The organism is Curtobacterium luteum (assembly GCF_014646995.1).
Classification (GTDB): Bacteria; Actinomycetota; Actinomycetes; order Actinomycetales; family Microbacteriaceae; genus Curtobacterium; species Curtobacterium luteum.
Genome location: NZ_BMOI01000016.1, coordinates 38958 through 58954, shown reverse-complemented (window position 1 = coordinate 58954; position 19997 = coordinate 38958). Strand labels below are relative to the sequence as shown.

At 71.8% G+C, this 19997-nt stretch carries 16 protein-coding genes; 13 read left to right on the top strand and 3 right to left on the bottom strand.

Annotated elements, in window-relative coordinates:
- Window position 1: 1 nt before the first annotated feature.
- From pstA to IEY20_RS15295, 9 genes are all read left to right on the top strand, one after another.
- On the top strand, window positions 2-1372 hold the full coding sequence (gene pstA / locus IEY20_RS15335) for a phosphate ABC transporter permease PstA (protein WP_175327564.1): 1371 nt from the start codon (window positions 2-4) through the stop codon (window positions 1370-1372).
- Window positions 1369-3090 carry a phosphate ABC transporter substrate-binding protein PstS gene (gene pstS, locus IEY20_RS15330; protein ID WP_022903404.1) on the top strand — a complete coding sequence of 574 codons (1722 nt, stop codon included), beginning with the start codon at window positions 1369-1371 and terminating at the stop codon, window positions 3088-3090. Before pstA ends, pstS begins: the two co-directional genes overlap by 4 nt.
- Window positions 3087-5828: a peptidase associated/transthyretin-like domain-containing protein gene (locus tag IEY20_RS15325; RefSeq protein ID WP_175327563.1), complete on the top strand. Its 2742-nt coding sequence runs from the start codon at window positions 3087-3089 to the stop codon at window positions 5826-5828. The genes pstS and IEY20_RS15325 overlap by 4 nt, the downstream gene beginning before the upstream one ends.
- 67 nt (window positions 5829-5895) lie before the next feature.
- A complete protein-coding gene (locus IEY20_RS15320) occupies window positions 5896-8046 on the top strand; it encodes an Ig-like domain-containing protein (RefSeq protein ID WP_175327562.1) in 2151 nt (716 codons plus the stop codon).
- Complete coding sequence (locus IEY20_RS15315; RefSeq protein WP_175327561.1) at window positions 8043-9053, top strand: sortase; 1011 nt, start codon at window positions 8043-8045, stop codon at window positions 9051-9053. The genes IEY20_RS15320 and IEY20_RS15315 overlap by 4 nt, the downstream gene beginning before the upstream one ends.
- Window positions 9054-9067: 14 nt before the next feature.
- The gene (locus IEY20_RS15310) at window positions 9068-9925 is read left to right on the top strand and encodes a phosphate ABC transporter ATP-binding protein (RefSeq protein WP_031273184.1); all 858 of its coding nucleotides are present in this window, start codon (window positions 9068-9070) and stop codon (window positions 9923-9925) included.
- A 163-nt stretch (window positions 9926-10088) separates the two neighbouring features.
- Window positions 10089-10310, top strand: coding sequence for a hypothetical protein (locus tag IEY20_RS15305; RefSeq protein WP_022903214.1), 222 nt, complete (start codon window positions 10089-10091; stop codon window positions 10308-10310).
- 2 nt (window positions 10311-10312) lie between these two features.
- Window positions 10313-10729 carry an NAD(+)--rifampin ADP-ribosyltransferase gene (gene arr / locus IEY20_RS15300; protein ID WP_175327560.1) on the top strand — a complete coding sequence of 139 codons (417 nt, stop codon included), beginning with the start codon at window positions 10313-10315 and terminating at the stop codon, window positions 10727-10729.
- A 68-nt stretch (window positions 10730-10797) separates the two neighbouring features.
- Entirely contained in the window at window positions 10798-11604 is an 807-nt protein-coding gene (locus tag IEY20_RS15295) for a DNA-formamidopyrimidine glycosylase family protein (protein ID WP_175327559.1), read from the top strand.
- 22 nt (window positions 11605-11626) lie between these two features.
- On the opposite strand, the gene IEY20_RS15290 is transcribed toward IEY20_RS15295, so the two are convergent.
- Window positions 11627-12211: a TetR/AcrR family transcriptional regulator gene (locus IEY20_RS15290; protein ID WP_175327558.1), complete on the bottom strand. Its 585-nt coding sequence runs from the start codon at window positions 12209-12211 to the stop codon at window positions 11627-11629.
- A 156-nt stretch (window positions 12212-12367) separates the two neighbouring features.
- Between IEY20_RS15290 and IEY20_RS15285 the strand changes: the two genes are divergently transcribed.
- The 3 genes from IEY20_RS15285 (at window position 12368) to IEY20_RS15275 (ending at window position 15812) form a co-directional block, all read left to right on the top strand.
- Complete coding sequence (locus IEY20_RS15285) at window positions 12368-13735, top strand: MFS transporter (protein WP_022903353.1); 1368 nt, start codon at window positions 12368-12370, stop codon at window positions 13733-13735.
- Window positions 13736-13842: 107 nt separating this feature from the next.
- Entirely contained in the window at window positions 13843-14658 is an 816-nt protein-coding gene (locus IEY20_RS15280) for a sugar phosphate isomerase/epimerase family protein (protein ID WP_175327557.1), read from the top strand.
- Entirely contained in the window at window positions 14655-15812 is a 1158-nt protein-coding gene (locus IEY20_RS15275; RefSeq protein WP_242088976.1) for a Gfo/Idh/MocA family protein, read from the top strand. Before IEY20_RS15280 ends, IEY20_RS15275 begins: the two co-directional genes overlap by 4 nt.
- An 89-nt stretch (window positions 15813-15901) precedes the next feature.
- Here IEY20_RS15275 and IEY20_RS15270 read toward each other — a convergent pair whose 3' ends face one another.
- The gene (locus tag IEY20_RS15270; RefSeq protein ID WP_175327556.1) at window positions 15902-17230 is read right to left on the bottom strand and encodes a flavin monoamine oxidase family protein; all 1329 of its coding nucleotides are present in this window, start codon (window positions 17228-17230) and stop codon (window positions 15902-15904) included.
- A 148-nt stretch (window positions 17231-17378) separates the two neighbouring features.
- Between IEY20_RS15270 and IEY20_RS15265 the strand changes: the two genes are divergently transcribed.
- Window positions 17379-19115, top strand: a complete 1737-nt coding sequence (locus IEY20_RS15265; RefSeq protein WP_175327555.1) for an APC family permease — start codon at window positions 17379-17381, stop codon at window positions 19113-19115.
- A 235-nt stretch (window positions 19116-19350) separates the two neighbouring features.
- Here IEY20_RS15265 and IEY20_RS15260 read toward each other — a convergent pair whose 3' ends face one another.
- Window positions 19351-19812 (bottom strand): DUF4383 domain-containing protein, encoded by a 462-nt coding sequence (locus IEY20_RS15260; protein WP_022903359.1) that lies wholly within the window; start codon window positions 19810-19812, stop codon window positions 19351-19353.
- Between the last annotated feature and the right edge of the window lie 185 nt (window positions 19813-19997).

Here is a 19997-nt window from a genome sequence, read left to right as displayed (position 1 = left end):
CATGACCGACACCACGCAGGCGCCGTCGGGCGCCACCACACCCCTGCCCACCGTGCCCCTCCGGACCCCCTCCGCCGTGATCACCGCGCCCGTCCCGGCGTCCACGCCGTCGGGTGCCGGGTCGGGGACCGTGCTGCCCCGACTCGAGCGGGAGCCGGAGCACCGCCGCGGACCCGAGGAACGCCGCACGAACGGCGTCCGGATCAGCGACGTGCTCTGCATCGTCGGCGCGGCCATCGCGTCGCTCTCGGTCACGTCGATCGTCTTCACCGAGCTCGCGCCGGTGTCCGGGCCGATCGCCTTCGTCGCGGTCGCCTACCTGCTGTTCCTGGTGTTCTACGCGCTCCTCGTCGCCACGAACGAGAGCGGCTCGGTGGTCCGCGACCGGGTCGTGTCCGCGGCGGTGCACTCGCTCGCGTTCGTCGTCGTCGCGACGCTCGTGTTCGTGGTCGGCTTCAGCGTCGTGCGGGCCACGGACGCCCTGCCGCACTGGAACTTCTACACGCAGGACATGGCGCTGACCGGACCGCTCGACCCGATGAGCTCGGGCGGCGTGCTGCACGCGATCGCCGGGTCGCTCATCCAGATCTCGATCGCCCTCGTGATCACGGTGCCGCTCGGCGTGACCACGGCGCTGTTCCTGACCGAGGTGCCGGGACCGTTCTCCCGCTTCGTGCGCACGATCGTCGAGGCGATGACCGCGCTGCCGTCGATCGTCGCCGGGCTCTTCATCTACGCGAGCGTCATCGTCGGCCTCGGCTTCGACAAGTCGGGCTTCGCCGCGGCGCTCGCGATCAGCGTGATGATGCTGCCGATCATGATCCGGTCCGCGGACGTCGTCCTCCGTCTGGTGCCCGCGACCCTCAAGGAGGCGTCGATCGGGCTGGGGGCCGGCCAGTGGCAGACGGTCTGGCGGGTCGTCCTGCCGACGTCGCGGTCCGGCCTCGTGACCGCGATCATCCTCGCCACCGCCCGCGGGATCGGCGAGACGAGTCCCGTGCTCCTGACCGCCGGCTTCGCGCCCGACCTCAACCTCGACCCGACGAGCGGGCCGATGATCTCGCTGCCGCTGGCGATCTTCGAGTTCGTGAAGTCGCCCGAGCCGAACATGATCGCGCGCGGCTTCGGCGCCGCCGCGGTGCTCATGTTCCTCGTCCTCGTGCTGTTCGTGATCGCCCGCGTGATCGGTTCCCAGACCGTCGCAACCCGCGAACGCCGCCGCGAGCTCATCGCCGCGGCGTGGGGCACCGTGCTCCGCGGCGTCGAGGCCGCCGGGCCCGCCTGGCGTCCGGTCGGCCGCTTCGTCCGCCGGAACGCCCGCCGCTACGTCCACCCCTTCCCTGCCGACGTCTCCAAGAAGGACCCCTCGTGACCACCCGCAGAACCCGCCTGCTCGGCGCGATCACGGCCGCCCTCGCGCTCGCCGTGTCGCTCCTCCCCGTCAGCGCCGCACACGCGGCGGAGTCCTACGTGCCGATCTCCGGTGCGGGCTCGTCGTGGAGCTCCGTCGCCATCCAGCAGTGGGCGGTGAACGTGCAGCAGTACGGCATGAAGGTCCGCTACGCGAGCACCGGGTCGTCGGACGGCCGCAACCAGTTCAAGGCGGGCACGGTCGACTTCGCCGTCTCCGAGATCCCCTACGGCATCAAGGACGGCGGCGTCACCGACGTCCCGCCGACCGTCGGCTACGCGTACATGCCGATCGTCGCCGGCGGTACCTCGTTCATGTACAACCTGGCCTCGGGTGGCAAGCAGATCACCAACCTCCGGCTGTCCGGACCCGTGCTCGCGGGCATCTTCACCGGCTCGATCACGAGCTGGGACGACCCGAAGATCAAGGCGGACAACCCCGGGCTCGAGCTGCCGAAGCGCAAGGTCGTGCCGGTCGTGCGCTCGGACGGCTCCGGGTCCACCGCGCAGTTCACCACGTGGATGAGCAAGAAGTACCCGTCGCAGTGGAACGCCTACTGCAAGCAGGCCGGGCGTCCGCTGCCGTGCGGCGTGACGTCGAACTACCCGACGATCCCGGGCAAGGGCTTCATCGCGCAGCCGAACTCGCAGGGCGTCTCGGGCTACGTCGCGCAGAAGGCGAACGTCGGCACCATCACGTACGTCGAGTACTCCTACGCCCTGAAGACGGGGTACCCGGTCGCGAAGGTCCTCAACAAGTCCGGCTACTACGTCGAGCCCACGGCCTCGAACGTCGCGGTCGGCCTGCTCGGCGCGAAGATCAACACCGACAAGAAGTCGCCGTCCTACCTGACGCAGATCCTCGACGGGGTCTACGACAACCCGGACCCGCGCACGTACCCGCTGTCGTCGTACTCCTACATGATCATCCCGACGACGACGGACGCGAGTCTCACGACGGCGAAGGGCAAGACCCTCGGCGCGTTCGACTACTACTTCCTGTGCGAGGGCCAGCAGCAGGCCGAGGTCCTCGGCTACTCGCCGCTGCCGATCAACCTCGTGCAGGCCGGACTCGACCAGGTCCGTCGGATCCCCGGCGTCCAGGCGAAGTCGATCGACATCCGGAAGTGCAACAACCCGACCTTCTCGGCGGACGGCAAGAACACGCTCGCGGTGAAGGCTCCCCAGCCGCCCGCGTGCGACAAGCTCGGCGCCACCCAGTGCAACACCGGCACCGGCGGCGCGAAGGGCACCGCGACCCCCACCCAGACGAGCAGCGGTTCGGGACGCTCCTCGGGCTCCGGCGGGGCGAACGGTGGAAGCGGCTCCGGGTCGGGGTCCGACGGTGCGAGTTCGGACGCCGGCTCGGGGTCGACGAGCGGTGGGTCCTCCGGCACCACCACCGCGGGGGACCTCTCGAGCGGGAGCGCCGGCGGCTCCGGGTCGGGATCCGGCACCGGCAACGCGGTCGCGGCGCTGAACGACGGGTCGCCCGTGCAGTGCGACGCCGACAGCGGTGTCTGCCAGAACGTGGCGGCGCTGCCGGTCGAGGTCGACGCCGCCGACGGGTGGAGCCCGACCAAGACGCTCATGACCTGTGCCGTGGCCGCACTGCTCGGCCTGGTGCTCCTGCCGCCGTTCATCGGCGTGCTCGTGTCGCGACGGAGGATCCGCAAGTGAAGCACCAGACCCTCGTCCGACTCGGCTCCGCGGCGCTCGTCTTCGGCGTCGTGACGACCACCGTCGCGGGTTCGCTCCTCGTCGCGAGCTTCCCGGCCTCGGCCGCTGCGCCGTCCACGAACTCGTCGTCGTCGGTCACGACGTCGTGGGCGGACGCCCAGGCGGCGCTGGCGACCGGCGGCACGGTGTCCGGCGCCGGGAGCGGCACCGGCACCGGCCGCCCTTCGGCCGGCACCGCCGACACTGCGGCGGGCAACACCGACGCCGGCACCGCGGGGGCGAGCAACACCGCCACCGCCACGACCGCGCCCGACCCCGCCGCGACCCCCGACCCCGACGCGACCCCCGACCCCGACGCGGCCGACTTCGCCGCCATGTCGTTCACCGTCAGCCAGACCGAGGACCTCACCGACCAGGGCGTCACCGTGAGCTGGACGGGTGCGAAGCCGACCTCCCCGAGCGAGTACGCCACGAACTACGTGCAGATCATGCAGTGCTGGGGCGACGCCGCCACCGGACCGTCGCCCGAGCAGTGCGTCTGGGGTGCCCCGTCCTCGACGATCGCCTCGCTGACCGGCGTCGGCGCGGCCAAGCGCGACCTCGTCATCGGAGACGACCCGCTGCAGGATCCCGCGCTCTCGGGTCCCGACGCGGACCCCGACATGCTCCTCGACCCGCCCGTCGAGAACCCGTTCCTCCGCGCCTACCGGGTGCCGTTCCGTGCGGTCGACGGCTCGCTGTCGAAGAGCACGACGGAGCTGTCGAAGCAGTTCGACGCGACCACCACGAACGAGGTCACGGCGGCGCGCACCGCGAGCGACGGCACCGGACGCGTCACCTTCGAGACGCAGTCCGGACTCGAGGCGCCCCAGCTCGGCTGCGGACAGGACGTCCGCACGGCGACCGGGACGGCACCCCGGTCGTGCTGGCTCGTCATCGTGCCGCGCGGGTCGCACAACCTCGACGGCAGCCCCGCGACCGCGACCGCCGCCGGACGCGTCACCGGCTCGCCCCTGTCGGCCTCGGCGTGGCGCAACCGCGTGGTGTTCCACCTCGGGTTCCAGTCCGTCGCGCAGTCCTGCCCGATCGGGAACAAGGAGCAGCGGCTCGTCGGCTCGGAGACCGCGACCGAGGCCGTCACCGCGTGGCAGCCCGCGCTCTGCCGACTCGGCACCACGTACGGGTACTCGCAGATCGGCGACGAGGAGGCGCAGCACCAGATCGTCTCGACGACCGACGGCGCGGCACGACTCGCGCTCGTCAACACCCCGCTCGACACCGGGACCGCGTCCGGGACGACCATCCGGTACGCCCCGGTGGCGCAGTCCGCGCTCGTCATCGGCTTCACGATCGACTACCGGCTGTACCCGGACGCCCCCGCGAAGGTCCGCAACGGGCTGCAGGCGCAGGACCTCACCCTCGACGCCCGGCTCGTCGCGAAGCTGCTCACCCAGACGTACCAGGCCGACGTCCCCGGTCGGGGCAAGGGCGACGCGGTCGTGCAGGCGAACCCGACGAGCATCGTCACCGACCCCGAGTTCCTCGCGCTCAACCCGTCCTTCGTCGGGTCGAAGAGCGACTCGGCGCCGGCCGGCCTGATGGTGGCGCTCGGGGACACGGACGCCAACGCCCGGGTCTGGGCCTGGCTCCGGGCGGACCCCGCTGCGCAGGCGTTCCTCGAGGGACGCCCCGACGAGTGGGGGACCCGCATCAACCCCGCGTACCTGCCGCTCGCACTCGGGACGGACACGACGATCGACAGCTTCCCGAAGGCCGACCTCACGATCGCGAAGGGCGGCGACCCGGACGAGACCGGCTACGGGACGCTCGACATGCGGCCGTACATGAACGACATGCACGAGGGCGCGTACCGGACCCTCAAGGCGGACCCGAACGAGAAGGACTCGTGGAACCCGTTCGGGCAGCCGAAGGGCTACACCTCCCTCGGCGCGCAGGTGCCGGGCGCGCGGTTCGTCCTCACCGTGACCGACGCGGCATCGGCGGCCCGCTACGCGCTCCCGACGGCGAAGATCGTCAACGCCGCCGGCGAGGCCGTGGCGCCGACGACCGAGTCGATCACCAAGGGGATCGCCACGATGCGGCCCTCGACCGCCGGTGGTGTCCTGCTCGCCGACCCCACGAACCGCGACCCCGGCGCCTACCCGCTCTCGATGCTCAGCTACGCCGCGGTCAACGTGTGCGCCTCGTCGCCGACCGAGCGTGCCGCGTACGCCACGTTCATCCGGTACGCAGCCGGCACCGGGCAGGTGCAGGGGGAGAAGCAGGGCGAGCTCCCCGCGGGCTACGTGCCCCTCACCAGCACGATGGCGGCCACCGCGAAGCAGGTCGCGGCCGGGCTCACCGACGCCCGGAGCATCGCGAACGCGTGCCCGACGACGACCCCGCCGGCGGCGTCCGGCGGCACCGAGCAGCCCCCGGTCGCAGGCGGGGCGGGCGTTGCCGTGCCGACCACCGAGGGCACGACGACGGACCCGGGCAGCGTCGGCGACGTCGCGCCGGCCGCGGACCCCGAGGCGCCGGCCGCAGCTGCCCCCGCTTCCACGCACGACGTCGACGAGTCGTCGACGCCCGACCGACGCACCCACGACCAGCCGCTCGCGGTGAGCCGCACGGCGCTCGCGGCAGCGCTCGGCGCCGGTCTCCCGGCACTCGGCGTGGGGCCGTTCCTGATCCGCCGCGGCCGGAGGCTGGCGATGCTGGCCGCCGCCCGTGTGTGACCGAGTTCCACCCCAACGACGGCTGTCACCGCGGCAGCGTCGGAACCCACGAAAGGAAACACCAGCCATGAAGGTCAACACCTTCTGCAAGGTCGGCGTCACGCTCGGGGCCTCGGCCCTGCTCGTCGGGGCCCTCTCCGTGCCGGCACACGCCGACCCCGCGGGGAACGCGTTCGGCACGCTCGTCGGTCTCGGCTCGGACACGACCCAGGACGTGATGAACGGTGTCGCCAGTGCCGTCGGCGGGAACCAGATCGCGTCCTACGACGCCACGAACGCGGGACCGACCGTGGTCACCCGCTCCGGTGGCAAGGCGATCCCGCGGGTGTCGGGTTCCGGTGCCGGACGCGACGAACTGCTCGTCTCGATCGGCGCGATCGCGAACAAGTCCGGCGTCGCACTCGCCGACGGTTCGAGCACCACCATCGACGACTCCGTCGTGGGACAGCTCGACTTCGCGCGGTCCTCCGGCGGCCCGGCGAGCAAGGACCTGTCGGCCGACGGCGTCCTCGCGTACGTGCCGTTCGCCCGCGACGCGGTCGACGTCGCCTACGCGCCGGGCAGCGCCCTCGCGAAGGTCCCGTTCTTCATCGGTGACGGCACCCAGGCGAAGAACGCGCCGACGCTGTGGAACGTGTACCGCGGCGACGTGACGCACGCCTACTTCAACGCCGACGGCACGTACAACTCCGTCGGCTCGGACGCCACCGGTCCCGACGGCACGACCGCGTACCAGCTGCAGCCGCTCCTGCCGAAGTTCGGCTCGGGCACCCGCAGCTACTTCCTCGGCCAGCTCGGCCTGACCGACGCCTCCGGCTTCACGAGCACGAACCCCTTCGTCTCCGACACCGACGGCGGCAAGCCGATCGAGGAGCACGACGGCACCGCGATCGTCGACCAGACCACGCAGTCGACCCTCGCGATCGCCCCGTTCTCGGTGAGCCAGTGGGTGGCGCAGGCGAACGGCGTCGGCACGGTCACCGACCGCCGCCACGGCGTCCAGCTCGCCGCGCTCAGCAAGGCCGACGGCGCGCAGACCGCCGCCACCACCGGCAGCGGCACGGCCTACGCGACGAACCCCGCGTACGCCGGCTTCGTCCGCGACGTCTACAACATCGTGCCGTCGCGCCTCGCCGACAACCCCTCGAGCGCCATCGCGAAGACCTTCGTCGGCAAGGACTCGCTCGTCTGCAAGCAGACCGCGACCATCGCGGCCTACGGGTTCCTGCCCGAGCCCGCGACGAGCGCGGCGACGACCTGCGGCTACGCCCAGCTCCGCGCCTACGCTCCGTCGCTGAGCACGACGACCCTCTCGGTGCCCGCGACCGCGACCGCCGGCAAGCCCGTCGACGCGACCGCGTCGGTCGAGTCGTTCGGCACCGGTGGCGGCTCCGTCCGCTTCCTCACGGGCTCCACGGTCGTCGGGACCGGCACCATCGCGAAGGGCGCCAAGAGCGTCACCGCCCCGGTGACCCTGCCGGTCGGCACGTCGTCGGTCACGGCGCAGTTCATCCCCGCCCTCGCCGGTGTCGCCTCGAGCACCTCGGGTGCGTCGAACGTCGCCGTGTCCGCCGCGACCACGGTCGCCGTCTCGGTGCCGAAGCTCACCGTCGGCACGACCGCGAAGGCGACCGTCACGATCGGCAACGGTGACGCAGCCGGCGGCACCGTCACGCTGAAGAACGGCACGGAGACGGTCGGTACCGCGAAGGTGGCCGCCGGTCGCACCAGCGCGACGATCTCGTTCGTCCCGAAGCACGCCTCCTACAAGTTCGTCGCCTCCTACGTGCCCGCGTCGACCGGTGGCAGCACCGTGTCGAGCTCGGCCGTGAGCGCCACGGTCGCCAAGGGCGCCCCGACGGTGAAGGCCGGTTCGGTGAAGTCCGTCTCGGCGAAGAGCCACGCGAAGTTCTCCGTCTCGGTGAGCGGTGCGGGCGCGACCCCGACCGGCAAGGTCACCGTGAAGGAGGGCAGCAAGACGCTGACCACGGTCACGTTGACCAAGGGCAAGGCGACCGTGACGCTGCCGCGGCTCTCGGCGGGCACGCACAAGCTGACCGTCTCCTACAGCGGTGACTCGCTGTGGAAGGCCGGCTCGACCTCGGCGACCGCCAAGATCACCCCGCTAGTCCCACCCCGTCCGGCCGGCCCGCACGGGCCGGCCGGACCTCCCCGCACCCGAGCACCCCCACGAACACCCCGACGGACGGACCGATGACGAGCTCGACCTCCTGGCTGCCCCGACCCTCCTGGTGGCCCCCGCGCCGCGCCGAGCCTGGCCGAGGGCGCAGCCGGACCCGGGGACCCGCGCGCACGGTCAGCGGCTGGTCCCGGGAATCCGCCGGCCCGGCCGCCCGAGCGATCCCGACCCTCGGCGAACCCGACCGGTGGCGCTTCGGCGGGTCCGCGGTCGTCGTGGCCGGGCTCCTCCTGGTCGGCTTCGCGCTGCAGTTCACCGGCGTCTCGCAGATCTCGTACGCCCGTGACCAGCAGCTCGCGCTCGACGCCTTCCGCTACCAGCTCGCGAACGCCACCGCCCCGGTCGGCCAGACGGGCTCGGACGGCCGACTCGTCCCCGACGGCACCCCGGTCGCGATCGTCCGCGTCCCGGCGCTCGGGCTCGACACCGTCGTGCTGCAGGGCACGACGTCCGACGTCACCCGCTCCGGACCGGGTCACCGCCGCGACACCCCGCTGCCCGGGCAGGTCGGCGCCAGCGTCGTGTACGGACGTCAGACGGCGTACGGGGGGCCCTTCGGTCGGATCGACCAGCTCCGCACCGGCGCCGTCATCACGACCACGACCGGCCAGGGCACCGCGGAGTACCGCGTCGTCGACGTCCGCCGGTCCGGCGACCACGTCCCCGCGCCCCTCGGCGCCGGTGACGGCCGCCTCACCCTCGTGTCCGGCGCAGGGCTGCCGTTCCTGCCCGACTCGATCGTCCGGGTCGACGCCGAACTCGTCTCGAAGGCAGCCGTGACCCCGACGCCCGCGATCGGGTACTCCTCGCTCGCGCCCGAGGAGCTCACGATGGCCGGCGACGGCTCGGTGTGGCCGTTCCTCGTCCTCGGGCTCGTCGTGCTCGCCGCGATGGTCGCGCTGTTCGCCGTCGGCATGCGGTTCTGGGGCCGCCGGCAGACCCTCGTCGTGGCGGTGCCCGTGGTCCTCGCGATCGGGTTGTCCGCCGCGTCCCAGCTCACCGTCCTCCTCCCCAACCTGATGTGACCGAAGAGAAGACCATGACCGACACCGAAACCCTCCTCGCCGAGTTCGACAGCTGGTTCGGGGACAGCACCCCCGACCGGCCCGGCCCCGCGGTCGCGCCCGCGACGCTCGACGCTCGGTCCGTGTCCGCCTGGTTCGGCGACCACAAGGTCCTCGACCGGGTGTCCCTGACCATGCCCGCCGGCGAGGTCACCGCGCTCATCGGGCCGTCCGGGTGCGGCAAGAGCACCTTCCTCCGGACCCTGAACCGCATGCACGAGCTCGTGCCGTCCGCGTCGCTCGCTGGCGAGGTCCTCCTCGACGACGTCGACATCTACGACGCGTCCCGCCGGATCACCGAGGCGCGCCGCCAGATCGGCATGGTGTTCCAGAAGCCCAACCCGTTCCCGGCGATGAGCATCCAGGACAACGTCCTCGCGGGGCTCGCCCTCACCGGCGTCCGCCTCGACAAGGCGGCGAAGGTCGACCTCGTCGAGGAGACGCTGACGAAGGCCGGGCTCTGGAAGGAGGTCAAGGACCGCCTCCGTCAGCCCGGCGGCGGCCTGTCCGGCGGTCAGCAGCAGCGCCTCTGCATCGCCCGGTCGCTCGCCGTGCGGCCCCGCGTGCTCCTCATGGACGAGCCGTGCTCGGCGCTCGACCCGACCTCGACCCGGCGCATCGAGCAGACGATCACGGAGCTCGCCGCCGAGGTCACGATCGTCATCGTCACCCACAACATGCAGCAGGCGCAGCGGGTGTCGGACCGGTGCGCGTTCTTCCTCGCCGAGGCGGGGACGCCCGGGGCGATCGTGGAGCACGGGCCCACCGCCGCCATGTTCGAGACGCCCCAGGACCCGCGGACCGCGGACTACGTGAACGGTCGCTTCGGGTAGGGATCTCCACGGTCGGACGGGAGGCGCGGTGCGGGCCCGCCCCGCGCCTCCCGTCCGGCCGTGCTCGCGTCGGACCTGCTCGCGTCCGGCCGCGCGCACCTCCGGGGCCTGCCCGCTCCCGCCGATGCGGCGGATTCCCGGCGATGCCGGGTTTGCTGGTGGCATGAGCGCCTTCGTGAGGGACAACCCGCCGGCCGGGGCCGAGGAGCCGGACGCGTTCGGCATCGACCTGGTCGACGGCGACGAACCGGCCGTGCGCATCCTCGTCCGGGGCGAGCTGCCCGCGACGGTGGAGCACGACGGACGGACGTGGGTCGCCACGGACGAGACGCACGACGCAGGGGACGACGGCCCGCCGATCGCGGTGTTCCGCCCGCGGGCCTGACCGTGGCCGCCGAGGACGAGACCGGGCCGTTCTTCCACGGCACGCGCGCGGCGCTCCGACCGGGGGACCTGCTCGTCGCCGGGCGCCCGTCGAACTACCGGCCCGAGGTCGTGATGAACCACGTCTACTTCACCGCGCTGCGGGACGGCGGCGGTCTGGCGGCGGAGCTGGCGGTGCTGCTGGCGGGCGCGGGGGAGCCGCACGTCTACGAGGTCGAGCCGACCGGGCCCTTCGAGGACGACCCGAACGTCACCGACAAGAAGTTCCCCGGCAACCCCACGCGGTCGTACCGCACGTCGGCGCCGCTGCGGATCGTGCGCGAGGTCGACGACTGGACACGCCTGACGCCCGAGGCGGTCACGCTGTGGCGGGAGCGCTTGACCACCATGCGCGACGGCCGGGCAGAGATCATCAACTGACGACGTCGTCGCCGAGGACGGCGCCGCGGGTGCGCTGCGGTGTCGGTGGTTGGTCGTACCGTGTCGCCATGCCCGAGGGTGACTCCGTCCACCGGCTGGCCGCACGCCTCCGCCAGGTCGACGGATCACGGGTGGTCAACGGCGAACTCCGCGGCGGACCCGACGCCGGCCGAGCGTTCGGGGACCGGGTCGTCACCGGGCACGCCACACACGGCAAGCACCTGCTCACCCGGTTCGACGACGGCATGACGCTGCACACCCACATGCGGATGCAAGGGTCGTGGACGGTCACCGCGGCCGGTCGGCGCCTCCCGCGTCATGTCGTGCAGGACGCGCGCGTCCGGCTCGTGCTCGAGGACGGCCGGACGGTGTGGGGGATCGACCTGCCCGTGGTCGAGCTCGTCCCCACGGCCGAGGAACACCGGGTCGTCGGACACCTCGGGCCGGACCTGCTGCACGACGACTTCGACCGCGACGAAGCTCTCCGCCGGTGCTCGCGCGACCCGGACGCACCGATCCGCCGGGTGCTGCTCGACCAGCGTCGGGTCGCGGGGCTCGGCAACCTCTGGGCGAACGAGCTGTGCTTCGTGCGCGGGCTGCACCCGGACCTCCCTGCGGGCCGGGTCGCCTTCGGTCCGCTGCTCGACACGGCACGGCGCATGCTCCGACACTCGGCGACCGCGCCGGACGCGTACCAGGTGACGACCGGGGTGCTCCGACGGGGCGAACGGCACTGGGTGGTCGGCCGTGCGGGGCGCCCGTGCCTGCGCTGCGGCACCCGGGTGCGGGCGCGGGACGACGTCGAGGTGGTCGGGTCGCCGGCCCGACGACTGTGGTGGTGTCCCCGGTGCCAGCCGGAGCCGAAGGCGGCCTGACCGAGCTGTCCCCGGGCTGGGCTCAGAGCACCCGCTCGAGCAGCCGCAGCGTTCCCGCGATGTCGATCCGCCGGTCGAGCAGCCACTGCACCTGCAGCCCGTCGAACGCCGCGATGATGAGCGACGCCACCTGCTCGAGGTCCGCGTCCGAGTACCGCCCCGACGACGCCAACTCGTCCCGCAGCTGCGTCGCGAGGTCCGCCCGCAGCAGCTCGAACCGCTCAGTGAAGAACGCGCGCGACTCCTCGTTCCCGGCCGCCACCGACACCCCGAGCAGCGTCGTGTAGAGCGTCACGAGGCCCGGCACGCTGACGTTGTGGTCCGCCGAGGCCGCCATGCGGGGGAGCACCCCGTCGACGTCCGCGACCCGGGCGACCGAGTCGGCGTCGCGTTGCCGGAGCACCTCGAGGAGCAGGGCCTCGCGTGACGAGAAGTAGTGCCGGAGTGCGGCGTGCGAGATGCCGATCGCATCGCCGATGGCCCGGAGCGAGGCCCCGTCGATGCCCCGCGTCGCCACGACGTCGAGCGTGCGGTCGAGGATCTCCTGCCGGCGCTGCACCCCCTTGGCGTAGGGCCCCCGGACACCGCTTCCACCGTCGGAACTCACGGACCCAGGCTAGGCGTAGCCACGGGTTCCCGATGACCCGGCGAAACATCCGCACCAAAAACTTCCGTCCGGAGGTTTTGGGTGCTACTGTCGCCGTCACCTACCAGCACTAGGTATTCAGACGGGCGTCAGCCCCCTGTGGCTCGAGGAGGAGTCATGTCGACACCGACGTCGAAGGAAGAACCCAAGTCCGGTCTCGCCGGCACCGCGACGCCGCCCGTCACCGCGGCCGCCGGTGCGACGAGCACCGACCCCGCAGCGGCATCGCGGGCGTTCTCGGTCGAGGGCATCACGCAGGCCGTCAGCGCGGTCCGCGTCGGTCGCGGCTACCTCTGGGCCCTGAGCTTCGCCCAGTTCGGCCTGTTCGTCGCCCTGCTCACCCCGGTCTTCGTGAGCATGTCGATCAAGGCCGAGCAGCTCAACCCGACCAGCCCCGAGACCGTCGTCGGATCGGTGTTGCCGTTCGGTGCCCTCGGTGCCCTGTTCGCCAACCCGTTGCTGGGCGCGATCTCGGACCGCACGCGCACCCGGTGGGGGCGTCGCCGCCCCTACATGGTCGGCGGTGTCGTCGTCTTCGTCGGCGCGCTCGCCTGGATCGCGTTCTCGGACAGCGTGCTGCAGCTCACCCTCGGGTGGTTGCTGGCACAGATCGCTGCCAACACCGTGCTCGCCACCCTCACCGCGAGCTTCGCGGACAACGTGCCGGAGTTCCAGCGCGGCAAGGCCTCCAGCGTCATCGCGCTCGCTCAGAACATCGCGATCCTGGCCGGCCTCTACCTGGCCGTCTACCTCGTCGGCAACCTGCCGCTGCTGTTCATCGCACCCGGCGTCCTGGCGATCATCGCGGTCCTGATCTACGCGTTCGTGGCCCGTGACGACCTGCCGACGACGACGATCAAGCCGTTCAGCTGGATCAACCTGATCAGCTCGTTCTGGACGAACCCGATCAAGCACCGCGACTTCGGACTCGCCTGGTGGGGCCGCTTCCTCATCACCTTCGGCACGTTCATGTTCACGACCTACCGCGTCCTGTACATGCAGGACCGCATCGGTCTCTCGACGAAGGAGGCCGTCCCGGCGGTCGCGTTCGGTGTGCTCCTCTACACGATCGCGCTCCTCGCCAGCGCGGCCGTCTCCGGCTGGGTGTCGGACCGGGTGCAGCGTCGCAAGGTCTTCGTCTGGGGATCGACCGCACTCACCGCGGTCGGACTCGTGATCCTCGCCCACGTCGACACCGTCGGCGGGTTCTACTTCGCCGAGATCGTGCTCGGCTTCGCCTTCGGCATCTACGCCGCCATCGACACCGCGCTCATCGTCGACGTCCTGCCCGACCCGGAACGCCCCGGCAAGGACCTCGGCGTCATCAACATCGCGAACGCCCTGCCCCAGTCGCTCGCACCGGCCGTCGGCCTGTTCCTCCTCGGCATCGGCGGTGGGCAGAACTACACGCTCATGCTCTGGGGCGCCGGCGTCGCGGTCCTGCTCGGGGCCCTCGTCATCTTCCCCATCAAGTCGGTCAAGTAGCGCAGTCGCCAGCAGACGGCCTGGAGGCGCGACCCGCGTCCGCAACGCGAGTCGCGCCTCCCCGCCGTCACGCCACCCCGCGACGACGCGGGCAGAAAGGATCCACCATGGCACCCGCCATCTCCCTGCAGCTCTACACGGTGAACGCCGCGCTCGAGCCCGACCTCGACGGCGGCGTCCGCCGCCTCGCCGAGATCGGCTTCGACACCGTCGAGGCCTTCGCCTTCGTCGGTCGCTCCGCCGAACTCAAGCGGGCCTTCGACGCGCACGGGATCACCGCGAAGACCGGCCACGCGTTCCTCGTCGAGGAGACCATCCCGCTGCCCGACGGTTCCGTGATGACTGCTCCGTCGCACGCCGACACCTTCGCGGCCGCGAAGGAGCTCGGCCTCGAGATCGTCATCGACCCGTTCGTCGGACGGGATGCGTGGACGACCCGCGAGGGCGTCGAGCGCGTCGCCGCCCGACTGAACGCCGCCGCCGTCGAGGCCGCCGAGCACGGCCTGCGCGTCGGCTACCACAACCACGACCGCGAGCTCCGGCCGCAGATCGACGGGCAGCCCGCGCTGCAGGTGCTCGCGTCGCTGCTCGACCCGGCCGTGGTGCTCGAGCTCGACCTGTACTGGGCCTCGGCCGCCGGCATCGACCTCGTGCCGTTCATCCAGGAGCTCGGCGACCGGATCGTCGCCGTGCACGTGAAGGACGGACCGATGCACGAGGACATCTCGACGGCCTCGATCCCGACCGACCAGACACCGGCCGGTCAGGGCGACGTCCGGCTCGCCGAGGCCATCGCCGCGGCACCCGCCCTCGAGTACGCCGTCATCGAGTTCGACGGCTTCGACGGGGAGATCTTCGACGGGGTCGAGCAGTCCTACCGGTGGCTCGACGCCACGCTGAACAAGCAGGAGGTGTCCGCGTGACCCGCACGGGGAAGGTCGGCGTCGGGTTCATCGGCGCCGGCATGATCAGCGAGCAGTACCTCACGAACCTCACACGGTTCCCCGACGTCGAGGTCGTCCGCATCGGAGACATCGACACCGAGCGGGCCGCGGCGTCGGCCGCGAAGTGGGGCGTCGCAGCGTCCGGCACCGGCGACGAGGTCCTCGCGGACCCGGACGTCGAGATCGTCATCAACCTCACGCTGCCGGCCACGCACGTCGAGGTCTCGACCGCAGCGCTCCGTGCCGGCAAGCACGTGTGGAGCGAGAAGCCGATCGGCGTCGACCGCGGATCGGCCGCCGAGCTCGTCGCCCTCGCGGAGTCGCTGGGGCTGCGGCTCGGCATCGCACCCGACACCGTCCTCGGCACCGGATGGCAGACCGCCAAGCGGGCGATCGAGGCCGGTGCGATCGGCACGCCCCTGACCGCGGTCACGAGCTTCCAGTGGCAGGGGCCCGACGTGTTCCACCCGAACGCGTCGTTCCTCTACGCGAAGGGCGCGGGCCCGCTGTTCGACATGGGCCCGTACTACTTCACCGCGCTCGTGCACCTGCTCGGGCCGATCGCCTCGGTCGTCGCGACCGGCTCGAGGTCGCGCGACACCCGGCAGCTCGTGGTGGGACCGAACGCCGGTCGGGAGTTCCCGGTGGAGGTCCCGACGCACCTCTCCGTGCTGACGTCCTTCGAGCAGGGCGGGTCCGCGCAGTCGCTGCTCTCGTTCGACACCCCGCTGTTCCGCCACGGCGTCTTCGAGGTGAACGGCACCGAGGGCACGATCGTCCTCCCGGACCCGAACACCTTCGGCGGCGGCCACCCGATCCGCATCGCACGGCCCCTGGGCGCGGACGTGTCGTTCCCGTTCGAACAGGAGTGGGAGACGGTCCTCGACGAGGAGCCCACCGCCGGCCGCGGGCTCGGCGTGCTCGACATGGCGCGGGCGATCCGCGGCGGAGGCACCCACATCGCGACCGGCGAGGTCGGGTACCACGTGCTCGACACGATGGTCGCGGTGGAGGAGTCCGTCGAACGGCGGTCGTTCGTCGAGGTCGAGTCGACCGTCGCGCCGATCCCGTCGCTGCAGGACGACTTCGACCCCTTCGCGGCCACGCTGTCAGGGGTGGCGGCCGGGGTCTGACGACCCACGGTCACGGCCTGGAGGCCCTGCGCACGTCCGCCGCGCGCGGACCGTGAGCAGGGCCTCCCGTCCGTCCGCGGTCACGGACGTCAGGCCCAGAGCCGCTCGACCGGCACGGCGCGCCCGAGCACCCGCTCCGCCGCCCGGTGCCCCGAGTACATCGCCGCTGCCACGGTCGCCGGGTCGTCCGTCCACGTCGCCTCGCCCGCCAGGTGCAGCACGCCGTCGATCGGCTCCGCGAGGTCGTCGTGGTCGGCCGTCGTCGACCCGGGCAGCATGTGCGCGTACGAACCCCTGGCCCACGGATCGTCCTGCCACGCCGTCACGAGCACCGACGTCGGATCGTCGACCCGGTCGCCGTACAGGCGTCGCAACTGCCCGAGCACCGAGTCCCGGACCCGCTCGGCCGACCAGCCCCGGATCGCGTGCGCCGCCGGACCGGCCGCGAACGTGAGCAGCGTCGGCTCCCCGTCCATCCGGGTGAGGTCGTACCAGGAGTGCCACCACGCCCCCGCCGGACCGAGCTGCCGCACCGCGTAGACGTCGTCGTCCCAGAACCGCTGCGGGAACCGCAGCACGACCTTCTCGAACGCGTTCATCCGCAGGGCCCCGAGTGCCCGCCGGTGCGGGTCCGGCAGCGGCGGCTCGAAGCGGATCACGCCCGCCTGGAGGACACCGACGGGGACGGTCACGACTGCTGCGCCGGCGGAGAAGAGCCCGTGGTCGGTGGCCACGGTCACCGCGTCGGACGAGCGTGTCACGACGGACACGGCGTGGCCCAGCCGGACGTCGAGCCCCTCGGCCAAGCGCGCCGGCAGCTCGTCGTAGCCGTGCGGGAAGACCACCTCGTCGCCCTCGATCGTGTCGTCGTCGAGGCCGTGCGCGGCGAGTTCGTCGGCGGCCACCCCGTACTGCTCCTCACTCCGGTGCTCCAGGTGCTCGAGCACCCGTGCGGACCGGTCGGCGTCCCAGCCCTGCGCCGTCACCGCCCGTTCGACGACGTCGCGGTAGGAGTCCGACGGGCCGGACGCCGCGACGACCTCCGCGAGGGTGCGGTCCACCGTGTGCACGTCGGCTGCGAACCGCGCTGCCTCGTCGTCGCTCATCCGGCGGCCGTCGGGAGCGTGGTACGCGATCGGCCGACCGTCGACCTGGTAGCCCCCGACCGTGAACTCCACCGTCGGCAGCCCGAACGCGTCCGCCGCGGCCGCAACCGCGCTCCCGTCGACGCCGTGGATCCACGACGCTCCGAGGTCCGTCACCCGGCCCTCGCTCCGGTCGGTGTGCACACGACCGCCGACGCGTCCGCGTGCTTCGAGCACCACGACCCGGCGTCCGGCGTCCTGCAACAGCCGTGCTGCCGCGAGTCCGGCGACCCCGGCGCCCACCACGACGACGTCCCACGAGGAGGTGTCCACGCTGGTGCTCCTCTCGACGGCGGATCACGATCATCACAGGGTAGTGCGGATCCCGTCGCGAAGCGCTATTTTCAGTGCTCGGATCCACGGTGCTGCGGATCCGCGACGACGGAAATCGTCGCCTGGCACATCCGAGAGGTGGCTGGTCATGCGTGATGGCGGAGTGGTGACGGCGACCACGGACACGACCGCGGTCGACAAGGGGTTGCGGACCGGGACGCTCGGCCTGTTCGGCAGTGTCGTGATGGGCATCTCGTCCACGGCGCCGGCGTACAGTCTGGCCGCCAGTCTCGGCCTCGTGGTCGCGAGCGGCGGAGCCCTGCTCGCCGGGGTCAAGGCGCCCGCGATCATGCTGTTGGCGTTCATCCCGATGTGGATGATCGCCGTGGCGTACCAGGAGCTCAACACGGAAGACCCGGACTGCGGGACCACGTTCACGTGGGCGACCCGGGCGTTCGGCGCCGTCACCGGATGGCTCGGCGGGTGGGGGATCATCGCTGCCGACGTCATCGTCATGGCGAACCTCGCGCAGATCGCCGGCTCGTACGGGTACACGTTCGTCGGCACGGTGACGAACGACCCGGCGATCAGCGCGCTCGGGAGCAGCACCCTGTGGTCGACCGTCGCCGGTGTGCTCTGGATCGCCGTGATGACCGTCATCTGCTACGTCGGGGTCGAGGTCTCGGCGCGGTTGCAGTACGTGCTCCTCGGCGTCGAGGTGCTCGTCCTCGTCATGTTCGCCTCGGTCGCCCTCGTCCGCGTCGGCACGGGGCACGGAGTCGACGGGTCGATCGCCCCGTCGCTGTCGTGGCTCTGGCCGAGCGGCATGGACTTCGGCTCGGTGATCGCGCCGGCGATGCTCACCGCGATCTTCATCTACTGGGGCTGGGACACCGCGGTGTCCCTCAACGAGGAGACGAAGGACCCGGGCAAGACCCCCGGCCGCGCCGCCGTGATCAGCACCGTGCTGCTCCTCGTCATCTACGCGCTCGTGTCGATCGCGGCGATCGCGTTCGCCGGCGTCGGGACGAAGGGCATCGGGCTCGGCTCCCAGACGAACGCCGACGACGTCTTCTCGGCCATCGGCCCGACGCTCTTCGGGGACTCGTTCCTCGGGCACGCGGCCATGGCGCTGCTCGCGTTCTCGATCCTGACGTCCGCGTCCGCGAGCACGCAGACCACCATCCTGCCGACCGCACGGACCGCGCTGTCGATGGCGGCGTACAAGGCGATCCCGACCCAGTTCGCCCGCATCCACAAGCGCTTCCTGACGCCGACCTGGTCGACCGTCGGCATGGGGATCGCGTCGATCGGCTTCTACGTGCTGTTCACCGTCATCTCGACGAACCTGCTCACCGCGCTCATCGGGTCGGTCGGGCTGATGATCGCCTTCTACTACGGCCTCACCGGGTTCGCGTGCGTCTGGGCGTACCGGCGCACGCTGACCTCGAGCGTCCGGAACGCGCTCATGCGCGGTCTCGTCCCGCTGCTCGGCGGGGTCTCGCTCGCCGTCACGTTCGTCTACGGGCTCGTGCAGTTCGCCCAGCCCGACTGGCTGCAGGACGACGCCGGACACGACGTCACGATCCTCGGGATCGGCGCCGTCGCGGTCGTCGGTGTCGGCGCGATCCTCATCGGTGTCGTGCTGATGGTCGTCTGGTGGGTCCGTTCGCCCGACTTCTTCGCCGGTCGCACGCTCACCGCCCGGACGCCCGTCCTCGTCCTCGACACCCCGGGCGGCATCGAGACGATGGGTCTGCCGGACTCCGGCCGCGAGGCGACGGTGATCGCGCCCGACCTGTCGAACCTGCCGACCGGCAGCGTCGCCGTCGACGAGGAGACCGGCAAGCGGTTCCGCCGGACGCGCTCGCGACGCGACGACTGAGCAAGCACGCGGGCCCGTGGTCCCCGCCGCGGCACCGCGGCCCGGTCCTCGCGCGACACCGCGACCACGTGGGCGAGGGGAGCCGGGGCGGGCGTGTCCGCCCCGCGGCCCGCGCACGCCGAGACGGCCTGGAGGCCCGGTACCAGCTGGTACCGGGCCTCCAGACCGTCAGTGGTCACCCCTGATCCGGGTGACCGCACGCGGCGGGTCGGTCTCCCGACCCGCCGGGACGACGTCAGCGCGCGGTGCGAGCACCGATGCGCGGGACGACCAGGCCGAGGACGACCATCGCGACCGCGAGGATGAAGTGCAGCACGTTGTCCGCGGTGTTGAGCGGCACGAAGTTCGCACCGGTCGCCATGCCGGCGGTGAACAGGCCGTAGATGAAGACGACGAAGTAGACGATGCCGCCGAAGACGAGGTAGTTGCGCGAGCCGACGTGCGAGCGAGCGGCGATGAGGCCGACGACGCCGAAGAGCAGGTGCACGATGTTGTGCAGGACGGACACCTGGAAGACGCCGACGAGGAGCGCCATCGAGCCGTGACCGGCCATCGACATGGAGCCCATGTCCATCGTGAGGCCCGGGATGAAGCCGGCGATGCCGACGAGCAGGAAGACGACGCCGAAGAGCAGCGCCACCTTCTGGGTCAGCGTCGCGGCGAAGCCGGTACGTGCAGGAGAGGTGTGTGCGGTCATGGTGCGGTCCTTCCGAACGGTGGGTTCGAACTCGATGGGCCCGCGGCGTGTTCGCCGCGGAACTGTTCCCGTCGCACAGGGTCTTCGGAGCGGACGGTCCGCCGGTTTGGAGGTGCCCGTGTGAACACCGCGTCGACCGTCGGACCCTGCTCCGACGGACGCGATCGGTGCTGTTCAGACCCAGC

Bases quoted from the DNA above. Each gene is read 5' to 3' on its own strand.
- IEY20_RS15280 (WP_175327557.1), top strand. From the start codon at position 13,843: ATGGCACCCGCCATCTCCCTGCAGCTCTACACGGTGAACGCCGCGCTC.
- IEY20_RS15310 (WP_031273184.1), top strand. From the start codon at position 9,068: ATGACCGACACCGAAACCCTCCTCGCCGAGTTCGACAGCTGGTTCGGG.
- IEY20_RS15315 (WP_175327561.1), top strand. From the start codon at position 8,043: ATGACGAGCTCGACCTCCTGGCTGCCCCGACCCTCCTGGTGGCCCCCG.
- IEY20_RS15320 (WP_175327562.1), top strand. From the start codon at position 5,896: ATGAAGGTCAACACCTTCTGCAAGGTCGGCGTCACGCTCGGGGCCTCG.
- IEY20_RS15295 (WP_175327559.1), top strand. From the start codon at position 10,798: ATGCCCGAGGGTGACTCCGTCCACCGGCTGGCCGCACGCCTCCGCCAG.
- pstA (WP_175327564.1), top strand. From the start codon at position 2: ATGACCGACACCACGCAGGCGCCGTCGGGCGCCACCACACCCCTGCCC.
- IEY20_RS15285 (WP_022903353.1), top strand. From the start codon at position 12,368: ATGTCGACACCGACGTCGAAGGAAGAACCCAAGTCCGGTCTCGCCGGC.
- IEY20_RS15305 (WP_022903214.1), top strand. From the start codon at position 10,089: ATGAGCGCCTTCGTGAGGGACAACCCGCCGGCCGGGGCCGAGGAGCCG.
- IEY20_RS15265 (WP_175327555.1), top strand. From the start codon at position 17,379: ATGCGTGATGGCGGAGTGGTGACGGCGACCACGGACACGACCGCGGTC.
- IEY20_RS15260 (WP_022903359.1), bottom strand. From the start codon at position 19,812: ATGACCGCACACACCTCTCCTGCACGTACCGGCTTCGCCGCGACGCTG.